Origin of the sequence: Methanosarcina barkeri str. Wiesmoor (genome assembly GCF_000969985.1) — an archaeon.
Classification (GTDB): Archaea; Halobacteriota; Methanosarcinia; order Methanosarcinales; family Methanosarcinaceae; genus Methanosarcina; species Methanosarcina barkeri_B.
On the sequence record NZ_CP009526.1, the window covers coordinates 987,040 to 1,004,280 of the forward strand.

At 42.8% G+C, this 17,241-nt stretch carries 15 protein-coding genes and 3 tRNA genes; 15 read left to right on the forward strand and 3 right to left on the reverse strand.

Going from position 1 to position 17,241, the window contains the following annotated elements; all coding sequences use genetic code 11:
* Window positions 1-246 precede the first annotated feature (246 nt).
* Complete coding sequence (gene cobT, locus MSBRW_RS04340) at window positions 247-1,296, forward strand: nicotinate mononucleotide-dependent phosphoribosyltransferase CobT (protein ID WP_011305218.1); 1,050 nt, start codon at window positions 247-249, stop codon at window positions 1,294-1,296.
* Window positions 1,297-1,633: 337 nt separating this feature from the next.
* On the opposite strand, the gene MSBRW_RS20775 is transcribed toward cobT, so the two are convergent.
* Window positions 1,634-1,864 carry a hypothetical protein gene (locus tag MSBRW_RS20775; protein ID WP_011305217.1) on the reverse strand — a complete coding sequence of 77 codons (231 nt, stop codon included), beginning with the start codon at window positions 1,862-1,864 and terminating at the stop codon, window positions 1,634-1,636.
* Window positions 1,865-1,873: 9 nt separating this feature from the next.
* Window positions 1,874-2,038: a TFIIB-type zinc ribbon-containing protein gene (locus MSBRW_RS22850; RefSeq protein ID WP_196298026.1), complete on the reverse strand. Its 165-nt coding sequence runs from the start codon at window positions 2,036-2,038 to the stop codon at window positions 1,874-1,876.
* A gap of 790 nt (window positions 2,039-2,828) precedes the next feature.
* On the opposite strand from MSBRW_RS22850, the gene MSBRW_RS04345 reads away from it, so the two are divergent.
* From MSBRW_RS04345 to MSBRW_RS04375, 7 genes are all read left to right on the forward strand, one after another.
* Window positions 2,829-2,901, forward strand: a tRNA-Asn gene (locus MSBRW_RS04345).
* Between the two features lie 119 nt (window positions 2,902-3,020).
* Window positions 3,021-3,095, forward strand: a tRNA-Ile gene (locus MSBRW_RS04350).
* Window positions 3,096-3,166: 71 nt separating this feature from the next.
* Window positions 3,167-3,239: transfer RNA gene (locus MSBRW_RS04355), tRNA-Asn, on the forward strand.
* A gap of 492 nt (window positions 3,240-3,731) precedes the next feature.
* Entirely contained in the window at window positions 3,732-4,655 is a 924-nt protein-coding gene (locus MSBRW_RS04360) for a beta/alpha barrel domain-containing protein (RefSeq protein ID WP_011305216.1), read from the forward strand.
* Between the two features lie 87 nt (window positions 4,656-4,742).
* Entirely contained in the window at window positions 4,743-6,176 is a 1,434-nt protein-coding gene (gene pyk, locus MSBRW_RS04365) for a pyruvate kinase (protein ID WP_011305215.1), read from the forward strand.
* A gap of 314 nt (window positions 6,177-6,490) precedes the next feature.
* On the forward strand, window positions 6,491-7,399 hold the full coding sequence (locus MSBRW_RS04370; RefSeq protein WP_011305214.1) for a hypothetical protein: 909 nt from the start codon (window positions 6,491-6,493) through the stop codon (window positions 7,397-7,399).
* A gap of 269 nt (window positions 7,400-7,668) precedes the next feature.
* On the forward strand, window positions 7,669-7,995 hold the full coding sequence (locus tag MSBRW_RS04375) for a tetratricopeptide repeat protein (RefSeq protein WP_155398111.1): 327 nt from the start codon (window positions 7,669-7,671) through the stop codon (window positions 7,993-7,995).
* A gap of 79 nt (window positions 7,996-8,074) precedes the next feature.
* Here MSBRW_RS04375 and MSBRW_RS04380 read toward each other — a convergent pair whose 3' ends face one another.
* Window positions 8,075-9,265 carry a geranylgeranyl reductase family protein gene (locus MSBRW_RS04380; RefSeq protein ID WP_011305212.1) on the reverse strand — a complete coding sequence of 397 codons (1,191 nt, stop codon included), beginning with the start codon at window positions 9,263-9,265 and terminating at the stop codon, window positions 8,075-8,077.
* A 195-nt stretch (window positions 9,266-9,460) separates the two neighbouring features.
* Between MSBRW_RS04380 and nifH the strand changes: the two genes are divergently transcribed.
* The 7 genes from nifH (at window position 9,461) to MSBRW_RS04415 (ending at window position 17,120) form a co-directional block, all read left to right on the forward strand.
* The gene (nifH, locus tag MSBRW_RS04385) at window positions 9,461-10,282 is read left to right on the forward strand and encodes a nitrogenase iron protein (protein ID WP_011305211.1); all 822 of its coding nucleotides are present in this window, start codon (window positions 9,461-9,463) and stop codon (window positions 10,280-10,282) included.
* Between the two features lie 56 nt (window positions 10,283-10,338).
* Complete coding sequence (locus tag MSBRW_RS04390) at window positions 10,339-10,656, forward strand: P-II family nitrogen regulator (protein WP_011305210.1); 318 nt, start codon at window positions 10,339-10,341, stop codon at window positions 10,654-10,656.
* 25 nt (window positions 10,657-10,681) lie between these two features.
* Complete coding sequence (locus tag MSBRW_RS04395) at window positions 10,682-11,059, forward strand: P-II family nitrogen regulator (RefSeq protein ID WP_011305209.1); 378 nt, start codon at window positions 10,682-10,684, stop codon at window positions 11,057-11,059.
* Window positions 11,056-12,657: a nitrogenase molybdenum-iron protein alpha chain gene (nifD, locus tag MSBRW_RS04400; RefSeq protein ID WP_011305208.1), complete on the forward strand. Its 1,602-nt coding sequence runs from the start codon at window positions 11,056-11,058 to the stop codon at window positions 12,655-12,657. Before MSBRW_RS04395 ends, nifD begins: the two co-directional genes overlap by 4 nt.
* An 11-nt stretch (window positions 12,658-12,668) precedes the next feature.
* Window positions 12,669-14,039 carry a nitrogenase molybdenum-iron protein subunit beta gene (gene nifK / locus MSBRW_RS04405; protein WP_011305207.1) on the forward strand — a complete coding sequence of 457 codons (1,371 nt, stop codon included), beginning with the start codon at window positions 12,669-12,671 and terminating at the stop codon, window positions 14,037-14,039.
* A gap of 78 nt (window positions 14,040-14,117) precedes the next feature.
* On the forward strand, window positions 14,118-15,674 hold the full coding sequence (gene nifE, locus MSBRW_RS04410) for a nitrogenase iron-molybdenum cofactor biosynthesis protein NifE (protein ID WP_011305206.1): 1,557 nt from the start codon (window positions 14,118-14,120) through the stop codon (window positions 15,672-15,674).
* A gap of 12 nt (window positions 15,675-15,686) precedes the next feature.
* Window positions 15,687-17,120: a nitrogenase component 1 gene (locus MSBRW_RS04415; RefSeq protein WP_011305205.1), complete on the forward strand. Its 1,434-nt coding sequence runs from the start codon at window positions 15,687-15,689 to the stop codon at window positions 17,118-17,120.
* The last annotated feature ends 121 nt before the right edge of the window (window positions 17,121-17,241 follow it).

Below are 17,241 nucleotides of genomic sequence, written 5' to 3' on the forward strand. Positions count from 1 at the left end.
GCTAAATCTAAAATGTCTTAGTCGGCGTGATCACAAGCCTTTTGAAAAAAGGTTTGACCGCAACCCTTTTCAAAAAACTGCTTGACCGCGACCCTTTTCAAAAAACTGCTTGACCGCAAGCCTTTTCAAAAAAGGCTTGACCGAAAACCTCAGTAACGACAAGATCAACATCGTAAAGGTTGTGGCTCAATGGTCGTGGCTCAACGGTTGTGGGTGAGTTGATTCTATTTATAAAGGAGATACGATATGTCCTGGATCGAACCGGAAGTGACCAAAAAACCTAGAAGACCGATGTTTTTATGTGTGCTTTCCAATACCAAAACTGCACATATTCCCAAGCTTTCAGCTGCAGGGAAAACGGCTGAACTTACGGACTATACGCCTGCAGGAGATGCGGAACTTATGGACACAGGAAATATTATCAGTGTACCCGTTCTCCCCATGACTCCTCCCTATGACACTCCTACTCCTGCAATTATGACCCGTTCGGCGTTGAAACTTACGGACGCTCCCTATAATTTCATTAATTCTGGCCTTATTGTAACTCCGGAAGTCCCGTGCATTGACCTCAAGGCAAAGCCCGGAGAAGATATCCGGAAACCAGTTGCAGTCTACGACGTACAGGGGGTCTATGAGCGGGCAAAGTTCCTGGGCAAGAGGCTCCGAAACCAGGTGGACCATGTAGTCATTGGAGAAAGCATTCCAGGTGGTACAACAACCGCAATGGGTGTTTTAATGGCTCTAGGATACAATGGAAATGTCAGCAGCAGTGCTGATGAGAATCCCCTTAAGCTGAAGAAACAGGTCATTGAAGAAGGCTTGAAAGCATCAGGCCTGACTTTCGGCTGCCTGAAAGATGATCCCATGAAAGCTATTGCCTGCATGGGAGATCCGATGATGCCTGCTGTTATAGGTCTTGTTGCAGGTTTCCAGAGCACTGATGTCAGTATTGTGCTTGCTGGAGGGACTCAGATGGCAGCAGTGTATGCACTGATAAAACATCTGGGTTTCAATACGGAAAAGCTGGCAATTGCGACTACCCGGTATGTTGTGGAAGATAAATCCGCAAACTTTATTGAACTTACCAGAATACTTGGTGTACCTGCAGTCTACGTTGCAGACCCTGGTTTTGGAAAGTCCGAACTAAAAGGACTTCACAGGTATGAGACTGGTACGATCAAGGAGGGTGCAGGGGCCGGTGGTGCAATGTATCTTGCTGGCCTTTATGGAATCTCTCAGGACGAGTTCAGGTCCGAAGTAGAAAACGTTTGCAAACTGCTCAAAGCGGGGCATTGAAAAAGCCGCTTTTGGACTGGTTTTACCGGTAGTAATCTCCTTAAATAATCTTCTTATCTCAACTTTTTTCTTATTTTTATAATTGCTTATTCTAGCAAGAAGTGTTGAAGAAGGATATGGAATTTTCATTTAAGGAAGATTGATGATTTTTTTCAAAAAACAAAATGTATAAAGTTGTTTAATAAACAATAATTAATATAAAAAGAAACAAAAAGTTATTATATATTACAAAAATTATTAATAATAACTAAAAATTAGAAAAGAGAACTTAAGAGATATTGAAGCTCTTAGAAAGCTAATTTTTTCCAGCTTTTAAAACTAAACTCCTGTTTTCGATTCAGGTCTCTATTACAGGTTCAGGCGTCTTCATAAGGTTTGAAGGCGAAGATGTCATGTCTATAGATGTCAGTTTCTGAGTGTGGAAGATGTCTACCTCCCCTGATAAGTATGTTTCCGAAATCATACTTCCACAGTTTCGGCAATAATAGAAGACATTAGAACCCATGACTTGACGTTTTAATGTTGTCTGGCATACGCTGCAAAACATAGGAATACTTTCATTTTTCATGCAGGGTCCTCATCCGTAAATCATGATAGAATCGAGCCTTGCGGTACCCACTTTTGTCCAGTACTTACAAACACTGCAGTACTCTATCTTTCCATCCGAACTCATTTTTAGTCTAGCGTGGCATTTTGGGCATATTTTTAGCCGTTTCGTAATTAATCCCCCTTGGATATCCATTTTTTAAACTGCAAGATCAGGCGGTCAAAAGCCCGGAGATCGAAAAGATATCCTTATAGTCATAAAGGACCTGAAAGAATCTCCATCTATACTGGAAAACTACTGCCCCTAACCTTGAAGTTACGTTTCAAAGCCGTTTTTGACCTTTAACTGACAACACATCAATTCCCCCGGACAGGACCCAGATAAAGGCGTTTTAAGCTAAACAATCGGATCGCTTAAATCATACCTGTCCGACCTCGCTGCAAAATACTACAACAAGCTATCAAATATATTATTCCTGATAGGATATAAGTTTTAGCTCAAAATGAATTATCTTTTATATGATCAAGGGGTAAAAGGCTGCCTTCTGGTGAGATTGCACTTACTCAAAAGTGTACTGTTAAATGGGGATCAAAGTAAATCCGAATGTGGTGGCAGGTTTTATTGATAGGCACTCACGGCAGGTATTGGACAGGTATTAAATGGTATTTATCGGATAATAGTAATTTAATGCTATATTTGACAAGAATTCAATAAATATATTTGTTAATGGCTGTAAATAGTAAAAAAGTATATATAAATGAATGAAAAATAACACTAATGTAGTGAAAATAATTCAAATGAACTGACTAAAAAACAATATTTCTGACTAGATAGTATTATTCTAAGTTAACAACCACCTGCTTTATCAGATTTCTCAGCGCATAAATGGTTCTGAAAACCTCTCAAAGCGAAATATATAAATAATATTATCGCTTTAGGAGTGTTCGCGATGAGGTGAGCAAAACGACCACATCCGATTGCATGAGCCGCTTTAACTCAGTTGGTAGAGTGTCTGGCTGTTAACCAGAATGTCGTAGGTTCGAGCCCTGCAAGCGGCGTAAAATTTTTGTATTTCTTATTTCTTATTATACTATTCTTCCCAGAATAGATATAACATATGCAAAAACTTTATTATTTAAGCCATACTATAAGCTACTAAATATTATAGAATCAATAAGGGCCTGTAGCTCAGTCAGGTTAGAGCGCTCGGCTCATAACCGAGCGGTCACCGGTTCAAATCCGGTCAGGCCCATAAACTTTATACCCAAAGAATCTGTTGTATAAGAAGATTTGAGGGTAAAATAATAACTTTCCTATCGAAAAGCCGCTTTAACTCAGTTGGTAGAGTGTCTGGCTGTTAACCAGAATGTCGTAGGTTCGAGCCCTGCAAGCGGCGTAAAATTTTTGCATTTTTAATTTTCTTCAATAATTACTATTTTCTGATTATTTTTCACTTTTTGTTCTTTGAACATGGGATTTTGGAACTTATTCTACTCGATCCTGCTTTTGGTTCTACTTTGCTTGTTTTTTTATATCTACTTTGTCTGAACTCGCTTATTTTGTTCTCTCTAAGCTCGTTTTAGAGTTCATCTTGTCTTAGCAGGCTTATTATATTAAATTTTTAAATTTTCTGGGTACAAAGCTTATTGTCGGGTACACAGTTTATTATCGAATTCATTATTATCAATCACCTGGAGAGTCAGAAGTTTCAGCAAAATGTTAATAAATTTTACTCCTGAATAGATCTACAAACACTCCGTGGAAAAAATTATAAATTTCCCGAAAGGGATAAGGTAGTAAGAAGAATTATAGATAATACATAAATACACTTTAACAGTATTATTACCATCCAAATAATTACGATTCGATAAAACTGAGGTTTATACATATGGTTTCGATTAATAAAGAGGACGTAATTGTACCTTTAGACGTTCCAAAAGCAATGCGTGAAACGTATGTGAACAATTATATGGAGATGACACGAGGAACCGGCAGGCTAATGCTTTTTGCAGGCGACCAGAAGGTAGAACATCTCAACGATGATTTTTACGGTGAAGGAGTCCCCGAGGACGATGGTGATCCCGAACACCTTTTCAGAATAGCATCACAGTCAAAAATCGGAGTTTTTGCAACCCAGCTTGGGCTTATTTCTCGCTATGGCATGGACTACAGGGACGTGCCATATCTTGTAAAGGTAAACTCCAAGACCAATCTTGTTGGGACAGCGCAGTCTGATCCTTTTAGTAACCTCTGGTATGACGTGGACCAGGTCGTTGAGTTTAAGGAAAACAGTGGGCTTAAGATTCTTGGCGTAGGATATACTATTTATCTTGGCAGCGAATTCGAAGCCGAAATGCTTGTTCAGGCGGCTCAAGTAATTTATGATGCTCACCAGCATGGCATGTTGTCCGTACTCTGGATTTACCCACGCGGTGAAGCTGTAAAAGATGAAAAAGACCCACACCTTATTGCAGGAGCAACAGGCATCGGAGCCTGCCTTGGTACGGACTTTGTAAAGGTCAATTACCCGAAAAAAGAAGGGGCAAAGTCTGCCGAGAGCTTTAAGGAAGCAATCAAAGCCGCAGGGCGTACTAAGGTTGTTTGCGCAGGCGGTTCCAGTGACGAAGCTGGAGCTTTCCTGAAAAAGCTCTATGATCAGATTCATGTTTCCGGAGCACAGGGAAATGCAACTGGAAGAAACATTCACCAGAGGCCTCTTGATGAAGCTGTCCGCATGTGTAATGCTGTCTATGCAATAACGGTTGAAGATGCAAGTGCCGAAGATGCTCTTAAGATCTATAAGGGTAAATAATAAAGCCTGCAGAAAAGCCCGCGAAGATCAGATATAAATTCTAAAGGCTGCATTGATAATAGGTTGGGCTGTAAAGGTCGTGAAAATATGCAAATTCCGGACCATAAAACAAAGATTGTCTGTACCATAGGCCCTGCTTCCTCTTCCGAAGAAGTGATCAGGAAACTTGTGCTTGCTGGCATGAACGTGGCAAGGATCAATTTTTCCCACGGGAGCTTCGAAAGCCATAGCGAAGTAATCCAGAGAGTCCGTAAGGTTGCAGAGGAGCTTGACAGGACAGTTGCGATTCTTGCCGACCTGCCAGGCCCGAAGATCCGTATAGGCAAACTGGAAAAAGAACCGATCATGCTCCATAAAGGAAACTCTGTGACCCTTACGGTTGCCGAAACTACAGGAAATGAGACACGTATTCCTGTAAGCTACAAGCAACTTCCGGAAAGCGTGGTTCCAGGGAGCCTTATTTACTTAAGTGACGGTTTTATCCAGCTTCGATGCCTGGAAGTTTCGGGAAAAGATGTGCTTTGTGAGGTTCTTATCGGAGGGCAGCTCTATTCTCATAAAGGGCTAAATCTACCAGGGGCAAAGATCTTAGTTGATTCTGTAACTGGAAAGGATCTTGAAATTCTTGGGTTTGCCCTTAGTAAAGGGATCGACACTTTCAGCATTTCTTTCATAGAAAGTGCGGAAGATATTCGTAATGTCCGGAATTTTGCTGCAGCTAGAGGAAAGTCTGTATATATTGTTTCTAAAATCGAACGCAGGCAAGCTGTAGAGAATATCCAGGACATTCTAAAAGAAACCGATGCTCTCATGATTGCCAGAGGGGACCTCGGGGTTGAAATACCTATTCAGGAAGTTCCTTCAGTCCAGAAGGAACTTATCCATAGTGCAAAACTTCTTGGAATTCCGGTAATTACAGCCACTCAAATGCTGGCTTCAATGACTGATAATATAAGGCCTACCCGCGCAGAAGCAACCGATGTAGCCAACGCAATCCTTGACGGCACAGATGCGGTTATGCTTTCGGAAGAGACGGCAGTTGGTAATTATCCTGTGGAAGCTGTTGAAATGATGGCAAAAATTGCAAAAACCACAGAAGACTGGCGTTCCGGGACAAAATGGGGACTAGATGCTATTATCAAGGGCATAACGGCAAGAGATATGTCAGTGGATGAGGTAATAACCCTCCAGGTGCATGAAGCCTTGCAAAAGTTGCCGGTTGCGGCCGTACTGACTCCCACGAGAAGTGGAGCGACCCCCCGCAGGATCTCGCGCTTCAAGCCTGATACCTGGATCCTTGCTTTCAGCCGTGTCCCGAGAACCTGCGGCTTCCTCTCTTTATCCTATGGCGTTTATCCTATCACTGTGAATGAAAATATTGAAAGCTGGGAAAAAGAGACTACTGAGAAAGCCAAAGACCTTGGATTTGTAAAAAGCGGAGAGATTGTTATTTTCACCCAGGGTCCATCTTCAGGAAGCCCCGGAGGCACAAATATGCTTAAAATCCTTACCCTTAAATAAAAAATGCGATATGTCTATTTGTGGTAGAGGGCTCCAGTTTAAACCCGCTTCTCTATCTGAGATCCAGTGTACTCGGTTTTATGAAATAAATCTCAGGAAAAGTTCTTATCTCAACAAATATCAAATCATTATGTTTAAGCCGATATATTTAGATACCAAGTACGTGATTTTTACCTTCAGAATGTTTAAGCTGATATATTTAGATATGAAGTGCATGATTTCTACTGTCAGAATGTTTAAGTCGACATGTTTAGATATCAGGTGCATGATTTCTACTGTCAGAAAAATTAACTTTATGTGATGAGGTTTCATTTATGAAACAAAAGGACTCAGCAACAAAAAACCAGAGATATCTGGCTGTTTTTTTGGCATTAACAATGCTTTTGTCAGCCGGTGCGATCTTCTTTTCAGGTAACTCAAATAAAAATAATGAGAGTGATGATGTTTCCTCTTCCGGAAATATAGAGGAAAATAATACGATCGCTTTTTCTCAAATTCCTGGCAGGCAGGTCCACCATGAATTCAATTCCGTTGCGGATGGATTAAACATGTCTCCTGAAGGGGTAGTAAGTGCTTCATATGTAGACCTGCAAAGAACGACAGGAACTCCATTTGAACAGGTCTTTGGGAATAAAACAATGATGTACTCTCTATATGGGGCAGACGTAACTAAGCGCTATGGAGCACGTTATGCTGATGGTGAAGGGTTCGAACTCCACCAGATCCCGGAGCGGAAAATCTTAATGCCCTGGGGATTAGTCCAGTACGATAACTACAGTCTCCTTGCAAGGACAAACAATACTTATGACATTTGGAATGTAGTCGGAAGCCCTATGATCCTTGGCTCTCGCCAGAGCGTGCAAGATGTAATTGACGTGCTGGAAGGAAATGCAACTGCTTCAACCGAATATAATAGTCTTCTGAGCCAGGTGAGTCCTGAAGGAAGCCTCTACCAGGAATTGGCCACAAAGACGAATAATTCCACTATCCAGGCCGATCAGTTATACATTGATCTCAGGAAATTGGATGACGGCAGTTACAGTCAGACGTCCCTTTACCTTAATCCCGATCCCGAATTTGCTGAGAAGATTAAGGCTTTCCAGGCAAACTCCACCGAACGCGGAGTAACCTACAATGTAACTACCTCAGGAAACATTACCAAAATGATAATTACTTCCGACTTTAGAAGCTTACTTAATGAAACAGAGATGCTTTCACAGTAAGCTCCTAAATTTTTTCTTTTTTAACGCCTTAATTTTAAATATTCTGCATTCTCAATACTATTTCCGATGCCTGACTCTGTTTATGTTTATATTTTGCATCCCTAATGTTTTGATTTGACATCCTTCTTTTATTTCATGCCGTATTATTTTTATTCCAGATTTTTATTCCAGGTTTTTATCTCATTCTCCCCTTGCTACTCCAGCTAAAAGAATAATCATCTATTTCTACCTGTCAGACCAATCTTCTAGATAAGCAGTAATACTAGGGAGTGATACTATTGGGATTTCTAGACAGATTATTCAAAAAGAAAATTGAAGGCAAGACTGCAGAGGAATGGTACAGGCTTGCGACCAGCGAAACTGATCCCGAAAAAAAGATTGAATATTTCGATAAAGTTCTGAAGCTGAAGCCTGATTTTGCAGGAGTCTGGAACCTCAGAGGGCTTGAATATGTAATTCTCAAACGGTACGAAGAAGCTATTGCCTCGTTTGACAAAGCTCTTGAGATCCGACCTGTCTACCCAGAAGCAAGGTACAATAAAGAAGATGCAGAAACCGAATTAAGAAAGATGGAGATGTCCGAAGCAAAAACCTGAGAGAGAGGAGGGAAAACAATTACAGAAGAGAAAGAAACGTAACGGAAAAGGCCTGCCTCTTTTTCTTTTTTCATACCAGTTACTTCTTTCCACGGTTTAGTGCCTGGAGTCCAAGTTTTACGGGGCCTGGGAGTTTTCCGCATTGCATGACTTTCATCTGCTCAGGGGAAATAAATTTGAAAGCTGCATTCATGAGTGTATCGGATTTCATAATCCCATCCATGAGCTTCCTTGCCTGCACTGATGTTTCCAGTGCGGATCCGAACTGAGCTCGCCAGCGACGGTCGTATTCTTCAAGCCTGCACTTTCCGGCTGCAAATTCAGCTGCCGTTTCTCCTGCTACTTTTCCCGCAATCATTGCAGGAGGAATCCCACCTCCGTTTGTTGCAAAAATATGGCCTGCTGCGTCTCCTACAATCAGCGTGTTTTCAGTTGCGGTTCTTTCAGGAGCGCCATTTACAGGGATAATGCCTGCAATAACGTTCATAATTATGCAGTTTTTCAGTTTTGGTCCTGCAAGCGGATGGTTACGCATAAAACGGTGCAGGTACTCTTTTGCAGAGACCCCATTTTCAGCCACACCGCTTCGTATTCCTATTCCGATGTTTGCTCGGTCCTGACCTTCGGGAAAAATCCAGGCATAGCCGCCGGGAACAAAATCCTTTCCGAAATACATTTCCAGGGAAGAGGGATCAATATCCACATTTCTGATCTGGTATTCAAGAGCGACCGAGGTTTCCCTTGATTCGGGCTTAAGGGCAAGCCCTTTTAATTTTGCTACCAGGGAATTAGGGCCGTCAGCTCCGATAATCGCTTTCGCTTTAATTTTATATTTCCCAAAGACTCCTGAAGTTTCAACAGTCGTTCCTTCAATTTTCGTTACGCGAGTTTTAATCATCAGTTCAGCTCCTGCTATTGTTGCCTGCTCGGCAAGGAACTGGTCATACCTGCGCCGGTCAAGGACTGCCCCCTTGACAGCGAATTCTTTTATATTGCAGTTTGGAGTGACAATGCGCTGAGTATCAATTCTCTGCAGCACACAGGAATCAGGGTAGTTTTTCAGCGTATCCGGAAGCCTTGCTTCATGGAGCAGGGCCTGGACTTCCGAAGCATCGGGAAGGAAACCAGCGCACTGAATAGGACTCCCTATTTCTCTTTTTTTATCAAGAAGAAGTACTGAGGCGCCGTTCTTTGCAGCATACAGGGCTGATGTGGAACCTGCGGGGCCTGCACCCACAATGACTACATCATAAGAGGCTTCAGGGATCATCAAAGGGTCTTCCTGTTATTCTTTTTAGTTTTACAATTTATGAGGAATTGTTTATTAATCCTTTCCCAAAACTCGCGAACAACGTCAATTAATTATATCATATATCCTAATTAATAGAAAGTTATAAATACTATGACATGGTACAACGGTTACCGGCTTCCTGTGCCGAGGAGAAAATTAAGGAGCAAGGAAAAAATGAGACAGATAGCAATCTACGGAAAAGGTGGAATTGGAAAATCCACTACTACTCAGAATCTGACCGCGTCCCTCTCGACCATGGGCAACAAAATTATGCTTGTAGGATGTGACCCGAAGGCAGATTCTACTAGAATGCTGCTTGGTGGCCTGAACCAGAAGACCGTACTTGACACTCTTAGAAGTGAAGGCGATGAAGGAGTTGATCTTGATGTTGTTATGCAGCGGGGATTTGGCGACATAAAATGTGTGGAATCCGGAGGGCCTGAACCAGGTGTAGGATGTGCAGGCAGAGGAATTATCACTTCCATCGGGCTGCTTGAAAACCTTGGAGCATATACCGATGATCTTGATTATGTATTCTACGACGTACTTGGTGATGTTGTGTGTGGTGGATTTGCTATGCCTATCCGCGAAGGAAAAGCAAAAGAGATTTACATAGTTGCCAGTGGAGAACTGATGGCTATCTATGCTGCAAATAACATCTGTAAAGGACTTGCTAAGTTTGCCAAAGGTGGAGCCCGTCTGGGAGGTATCATCTGCAACAGTAGAAATGTCGACGGAGAGCGTGAACTTCTCGACGCTTTTGCAAAAAAACTGGGAAGTCAGCTAATTCACTTCATACCCAGGGACAACATTGTTCAGAGAGCAGAAATTAACAGGAAGACTGTAATTGATTTTGACCCAGAATCCAACCAGGCAAAAGAGTACCTGACTCTTGCCCACAACGTCCAGAACAACGACAAACTTGTTGTCCCAACTCCGCTTCCAATGGAAGAGTTAGAATCAATGATGGTTGAATTCGGAATTGTTGATATGTGATGATTGAATTTGAAACTGTATAATTATAATTATAGAATGAAAAGGAGTTAAAAACTATGCAGATGATACGTGCAATCATCAGGCCAGGCATGGAAACTAAAGTTATCGAGTGCCTTGAAAAAGAGGGATGTATTTCCCTTACAAAAATGGAAGTCTTTGGTAGAGGGAAGCAGAAAGGGATCCATATAGCAGACATCAACTACGATGAACTGCAGAAGACCATGCTTCTAATGGTGGTAAAAGACGAACATAAAGACAGGGCTATAAAGACTATAATGGAGTCCGCCAGGACCGGAAAATACGGAGATGGTAGGATCTTCGTAACCCCTGTGGAAGAAGCCTATACCATAAGGACTGGAAAACCAGGACTTTAAAGCCGGATTTTCGGAGGAAAATCCTATGAAAGAGATTACTGCGATAATTAGGATGAACAAAGCCCAGAGAACTAAAGATGTCCTGCTTGAATGCGGCTTTCCTTCATTTACCGTAAGAAGGGTTATGGGCCGCGGGAAACAAAGAGGGCTTTGCCATGAATTTAATCCCCCTCTGCCAGATCCGGAAAAGGAAGCTGAGACCTGTATTCGCTTTATCCCAAAACGAATGTTCACAATCGTTGTGGATGACGAAAATGTAAGTGAAGTGGTCCAGAAAATCATAGAAATTAACCAGACCGGAAATGCAGGAGATGGAAAAATTTTCGTTTCAGACGTTACTGAAGCAATCCGTATCCGGACTGGAGAAAGCGGAGAGGCGACAGTAAATAAGGAGCTGGTATGATGGGAGCAGAAATAGATTCCAGAATTGAAGAAGAACAAAAGCTTGTCGATGATATGTTAAAAGTGCTCCCGGAAAAAGCTTCGAGAAACAGAAGAAAACACATAGTTGTCAGGAATTGTTCCACTGAACAACACATCGAAGCCGACGACAAGGTAATTCCTGGCATCCTTACAAACCGCGGATGCGCTTTTGCAGGTACCAAGGGTGTGGTTTTCGGGCCGATTAAGGATATGGTACACCTCGTTCACGGTCCTATAGGCTGTGCATTCTATACCTGGGGCACCAGACGAAACTTTGCAAAGGCAGAAGAGGGTGGAGATAACTTCATGAATTACTGCGTATGCACTGACATGAAGGAAACCGATATTGTCTTTGGAGGAGAAAAGAAGCTCAAAACAGCTATTGACGAAGTTGTGAAAATTTTCCATCCTGGAGCTATCACTATCTGCGCAACCTGTCCTGTAGGACTTATCGGAGATGACATTGAATCTGTTGCCAGAGAAGCTGAAATGGAGCATGGGATCAAGGTAATTCCCGCCCGTTGCGAGGGATACCGGGGAGTTAGCCAGTCGGCAGGCCACCATATCGCAAGCAACGCCCTGATGGAACACCTCATTGGGACTGAAGAAATTAAAAGTCCAACACCTTTTGATATAAACGTCTTTGGAGAGTATAATATTGGAGGAGATCTCTGGGAAGTCAAACCAATTTTTGAAAAAATTGGGTACAGAATTGTCTCAAGTTTAACCGGAGACGGCTCATTCCACAGGATCTCACAGGCTCATCAGGCAAAACTAAGTATTCTGCTTTGCCACCGTTCCATTAACTATACTAACCGGATGATGGAAGAAAAATACGGTGTTCCCTGGCTGAAAGTAAATTACATCGGTACGAAAGGAACTGAAAAATCCCTGCGGAAAATGGCAGAGTTCTTTGACGATCCGGAAATTACCCGGAAGACAGAAGAAGTCATTGCCGAAGAAAAAGCAAAATATGCAGATGATATCGAAAAATACAGGAAAAAACTTCAGGGAAAAACTGCTTTCATCTATGCCGGAGGTTCTAGATCGCATCACTATATAAATCTCTTTGAGGAACTTGGCATGAAAGTGATTGCTGCAGGCTATCAATTTGCTCACAGAGACGACTATGAAGGCAGGCAGATTATCCCTCATATGAAAGAAAAAGCTCTTGGCTCAATTCTTGAAGATGTGCACTACGAAAGGGATGAAAACGTCAAATCCGCAGTCAGTCCTGAAAGGATTGAAGAACTGAAAACAAAAATTGGACTCATGGACTATAAAGGCCTTTTCCCGGATGCGGAAGACGGAACCATTGTTATTGATGATCTTAACCACCATGAGACTGAAGTCCTTGTAAAGACCCTTAAGCCGGATATTTTCTGCTCTGGAATCAAGGATAAGTACTGGGCTCAGAAACTTGGGGTCCCGTCAAGACAGATCCATTCGTACGATTACAGTGGAAGGTATACAGGTTTTTCCGGAGTTTTGAACTTTGCAAGGGACATTGACATGGCTCTGCACAGCCCAACCTGGAAGTTCATACGCCCACCCTGGAAAGCAGAAGATGTAGAATAAGAGGGAGAAAAATGTTAGACTATACCCCATGTGAAGAAGTAACCAGAGAAGCAGTAACCATTAACCCTGCAAAAACCTGCCAGCCAATAGGCGCAGTCTATGCAGCCCTTGGTGTACACAACTGCATGCCGCACAGTCACGGGTCCCAGGGATGCCTCTCCTATCTGCGTATGTGCTTAAGCAGACACTACCGAGAAGCTGCCCTGGCAACTACTAGCAGTTTTTCTGAAGGAACTGCCGTATTCGGAGGCGCTGCAAACCTTAAGGAAGCCCTCGTAAACCTGACTACAATATACAAACCTGAAGTAATCGCCATTCATACCACTTGCGTCGCAGAAACAATAGGGGACGACGTAGGGGTCATCTTAGAAGATGTAGAGGCCGAAGAACTCATAGACCCTTCTATTAAGATCTGTGCAGCTTCTACTCCTAGTTACGTGGGCACCCATATTACCGGCTATGACAATATGGTAAAGTCCTTTGTAACCACCTTTACTAAAAAGAGCAAACCAAACGGGAAACTAAACATAATCCCCGGTTTTGTAGAACCTGGGGACATACGGGAAATAAAACGCATACTCTCAATAATGGGAATTTCCAGCATTGTGTTTCCCGATACGACTGATGTCTTTGATGCTCCTCTGACCGGCGAACCTGGAATGTATCCAAAAGGTGGGACTCCTATAGGAGATATAGAGGATTCTGCAAACTCAGTCGGGACGATTGCTCTCTGCAGGATGGCAGGAGGCTCAGCTGCAAAGATCCTTGAAGGCCGCTACAAAGTCCCGGCAAAAATAGGGCCTACTCCCATAGGGATAAGGAACACCGACCGTTTCGTAATGAACGCGGCAAAACTTGCTAATGTGGCAATTCCTCCCGAGCTTGAAGACGAGAGGGGAAGACTTGTGGATATGATGACCGATGCACATCCACACTACCACGGAAAAAAGGTAGCTATTTACGGAGATCCGGATATTCTTACAGGCTTGACCAGTCTTGTGATGGAAATGGGCATGGAGCCTGTTGTAGTACTTACAGGAACCAAGAATTCGGAGTTTGAAAAAGAAGTAGAAGAACTCATAGGTCCAGAGTACCCGGAGGCTGATGTAATTTCCGGAGGGGACATGTTTACTCTTCACCAGATAATCAAGAGAAAGCCTGTGGATCTTCTTATAGGCAACACCTATGGGAAATTCATATCAAGGGCAGAGGATATACCCCTGGTCAGGGTAGGTTTCCCGATTATGGACAGGGCAAACCTGCATTACTTCCCAATCATGGGATACGCAGGAGCTGCAAGACTTGTAGAGCGTATAGGAAATATCCTGCTTGACAGGAAAGACAGAGATTCTCCTGATTGGCTGCTTGAAACCATCGAGTGAAGCCCTTTTCAAATAATTAATCGGATAACTGGAAAACTGCCGCAAACCTCAAAACCGAAGCAGAGGGGAGTGAAGGAAATGAAAGAGAAAATTGGAATAGTGGATACTCTCGAAGAAAGGAAGCCATATATTACCAGAAAACAAGAAAAAGGGCAGGAAATTCCTCTTGCCTGTGATAATAACTCTCTTGCAGGAGCTATCAGCCAGCGAGCCTGTGTTTATTCGGGAGCCAGGGTTGTCTTAAACCCTGTAACCGATGCCGTTCACCTTGTCCACGGCCCAATCGGCTGTGCAGGCTATACCTGGGACATAAGAGGTGCAAAGTCCAGTGGGATTGAAACAAACCGCACTAGCTTTAGCACGGATATGAAAGAGATCGATGTAGTCTTCGGAGGAGAGAAAAAGCTTTCAAGTGCAATTGATGAACTGGTGGAGCTCTACCACCCTCCTGTTATTTTCGTTTATTCCACGTGCATAGTTGGAATCATTGGGGATGATCTGGAGTCCGTGTGCAAAACTGCAAGCCAGAAACACAATATCCATGTAATTCCTGTAAAATCCGAAGGATTCAAAGGCAATAAGTCCGACGGATATAAAGCTGCCTGTGACGCCTTAAAAAGGTTGATCAAAAGACCTTCCGAAGATGAAATTAAGAAGAAAGGTCCCAGAGTTCCTGATAACATAAAGCCAAAGATTAACATTTTAGGGGACTTTAACGTAGCCGGAGATGTCTGGCTCGTAAAGCCTCTCTTTGAGCAGATGGGAATTGAGGTTATAGTCTCAATGACAGGAGATTCAACTGCAAAAGCCATATCAAGGGCAGCTGAAGCTGACCTTAACCTTGTCCAGTGCAGTGGGTCCATGACCTATCTTGCAAAATGGATGCAGACGGAATATGGAATTCCCTACTTAAACGCAAGTTTCTTTGGAATTGAAGATATCTCCTTAGCCTTGCGAAGAACTGCGGATTATTTTGGTTCCGAAAAGATGAGAGAACGGGCTGATAGAATTCTGGAAGCTGAAATAAACCGTATAATGCCTGAAATTTCCAGAGTTCGGGAAAGGGTCAAAGGAAAGAAGGCCGCCATTTACATGGGAGGGCCTGCAAAAGCTCTCACGCTTATCAAAGGTTTTGCCGAACTTGGCATGGAAGTCGTTATTATCGGGACCCAGACAGGGAAAAAAGAGGATTACGAGCAAATCAGTTATTCGGTAAGGGATGGGACAGTTATTGTTGATGATGCGAACCCCCTTGAACTTGCCGAACTGCTCATTAGACAGAAAGCTGACCTGATGGTTGCAGGCGTAAAGGAGAGATTTATTGCATACAAGCTTGGAATTGCTTTCTGTGACTTCAACCATGACAGGGTGGTGGAGTTCGAAGGTTTTGATGGCTTTGTAAATTTTGCACGAGAAGTGGACGCTTCCATCAGTAGCCCTGTATGGAAAGCTGTTAAAGAAAGAATTCTGAAACCCGAAGCAGTGGAATCAGAACAAAAATTAGGTAAAATAGAGAAAGTGGCAGTAAAAGACATGACTTCTGGAGAAAATTACGCAAAAGAGTGTAAAGGCATGCTTCTGAAACCTGAACTTTTGCACCAGAAATCCGAGGCTGCAGTTGAGAGTCAGGTATGAGGAGGCATTGAGATGACGAAAAGAAACTATGCAACTGTGAACCCCTGTGTTATGTGCCAGCCTATGGGAAGTGCCCTTGCTTTTAAGGGAATTGAGAATACTATGGTTCTTTACCACGGTTCTCAGGGCTGCAGCACCTATATGCGTCTGCTTCTTGCTCATCACTTCAGGGAACCTGTAGACATCGCATCAAGCTCGCTCAGTGAAAAAGGAGCAGTATACGGGGGCAGGGAAAACCTGAAAAAAGGATTGAGAAACGTGATTAACAGGTACAATCCGAAAGTAATCGGAGTTGCTACGACCTGCCTTGCCGAAACAATTGGGGACGATGTACCTGCAATAATCCGTGAGTTTAAAGAAGAACAAGAGATCGGAGACGATCCTGAAAAAGATATTATAATTATTCCGGTTTCAACTCCTAGCTATGGGGAAAGTCACGTAAGCGGATATATAAAAGCCTTAGACGCAGTTGTCAGGAAATTTACGGAAAAAACTGAAGAAGAAAAATCCGTAAAAATCCCAAATGGAAAGCTCAATGTCATCCCTGTTGAAAGTCTCTCCCCTGCTGATGTACGTGAACTCAAAGAGATCTTTGATGTTATGGCTGGAGATTATATTTTCCTGCCTGATATTTCCGAAACTTTTGACGCTCCGCTGAGAGAAGATCTACCAAAAATTGCGCCGGGTGGTACCCCACTTTCCGAAATTGCTGACATGCCAAACAGTCGAGCAAGCCTGGGCCTGGGTACAGTTAGTAAGAACTTAGCAGTTAAATATCTGGAAGAATCACATGGAGTACCAGGATATGATGTTCCAATCCCAATAGGGCTTTCAAACACTGACCTTTTCTTCACTGAGCTGGTAAAGATTATTGGATGTCCCATACCTGAAAAATATCAGAAAGAAAGAGGTAGGCTCCTGGATGCTATGGTTGACGTGCACAAGTATCTCTATGGCGTAAAAGCCGCTGTTTATGGAGATCCCGATTTTGTATTTAGCCTCACAACCTTCATGCTGGAACTCGGGATAAACCCGGTTCTAATAGCTACAGGAAGTAAAAGCCGGGACTTTGAAGCAAAAATCCGGCAAATAGTTGAAAAAATAAACCCGGAACTCGAACCTGAGGTTCTGAATGGAATTGACTTTGACACTCTTAACGATGCAGTCAGCCAATGTAATCCGGAAGTCCTTATAGGAAATTCCAACGGGAGATACATTGCAAAATCCCGGAACATCCCTCTTGTAAGGGTCGGCCTACCAATACATGACAGAGTCGGTGTACAGCGCATCCTTAATATAGGTTATAGAGGGGCTATGGAATTACTGGACAGAATCACCAATACGATTCTGGAAGCTACCGATACTTTCACTGCACCGGTACAGACAGAACCAGCAGCATATACCGAGAAGAAAAGCGAAAAAGAATGTGTGGAAGGAATGCGATGAATAAAAAACCAGCGTTTCTATAGTCACGGGCCAAAATTTTTTACTTATCTCCAAAATTTATTCACCAATCTATGTGAAAGGTTAATCACAGAAAGCATGGAAAACACAGGATAAATGAAAT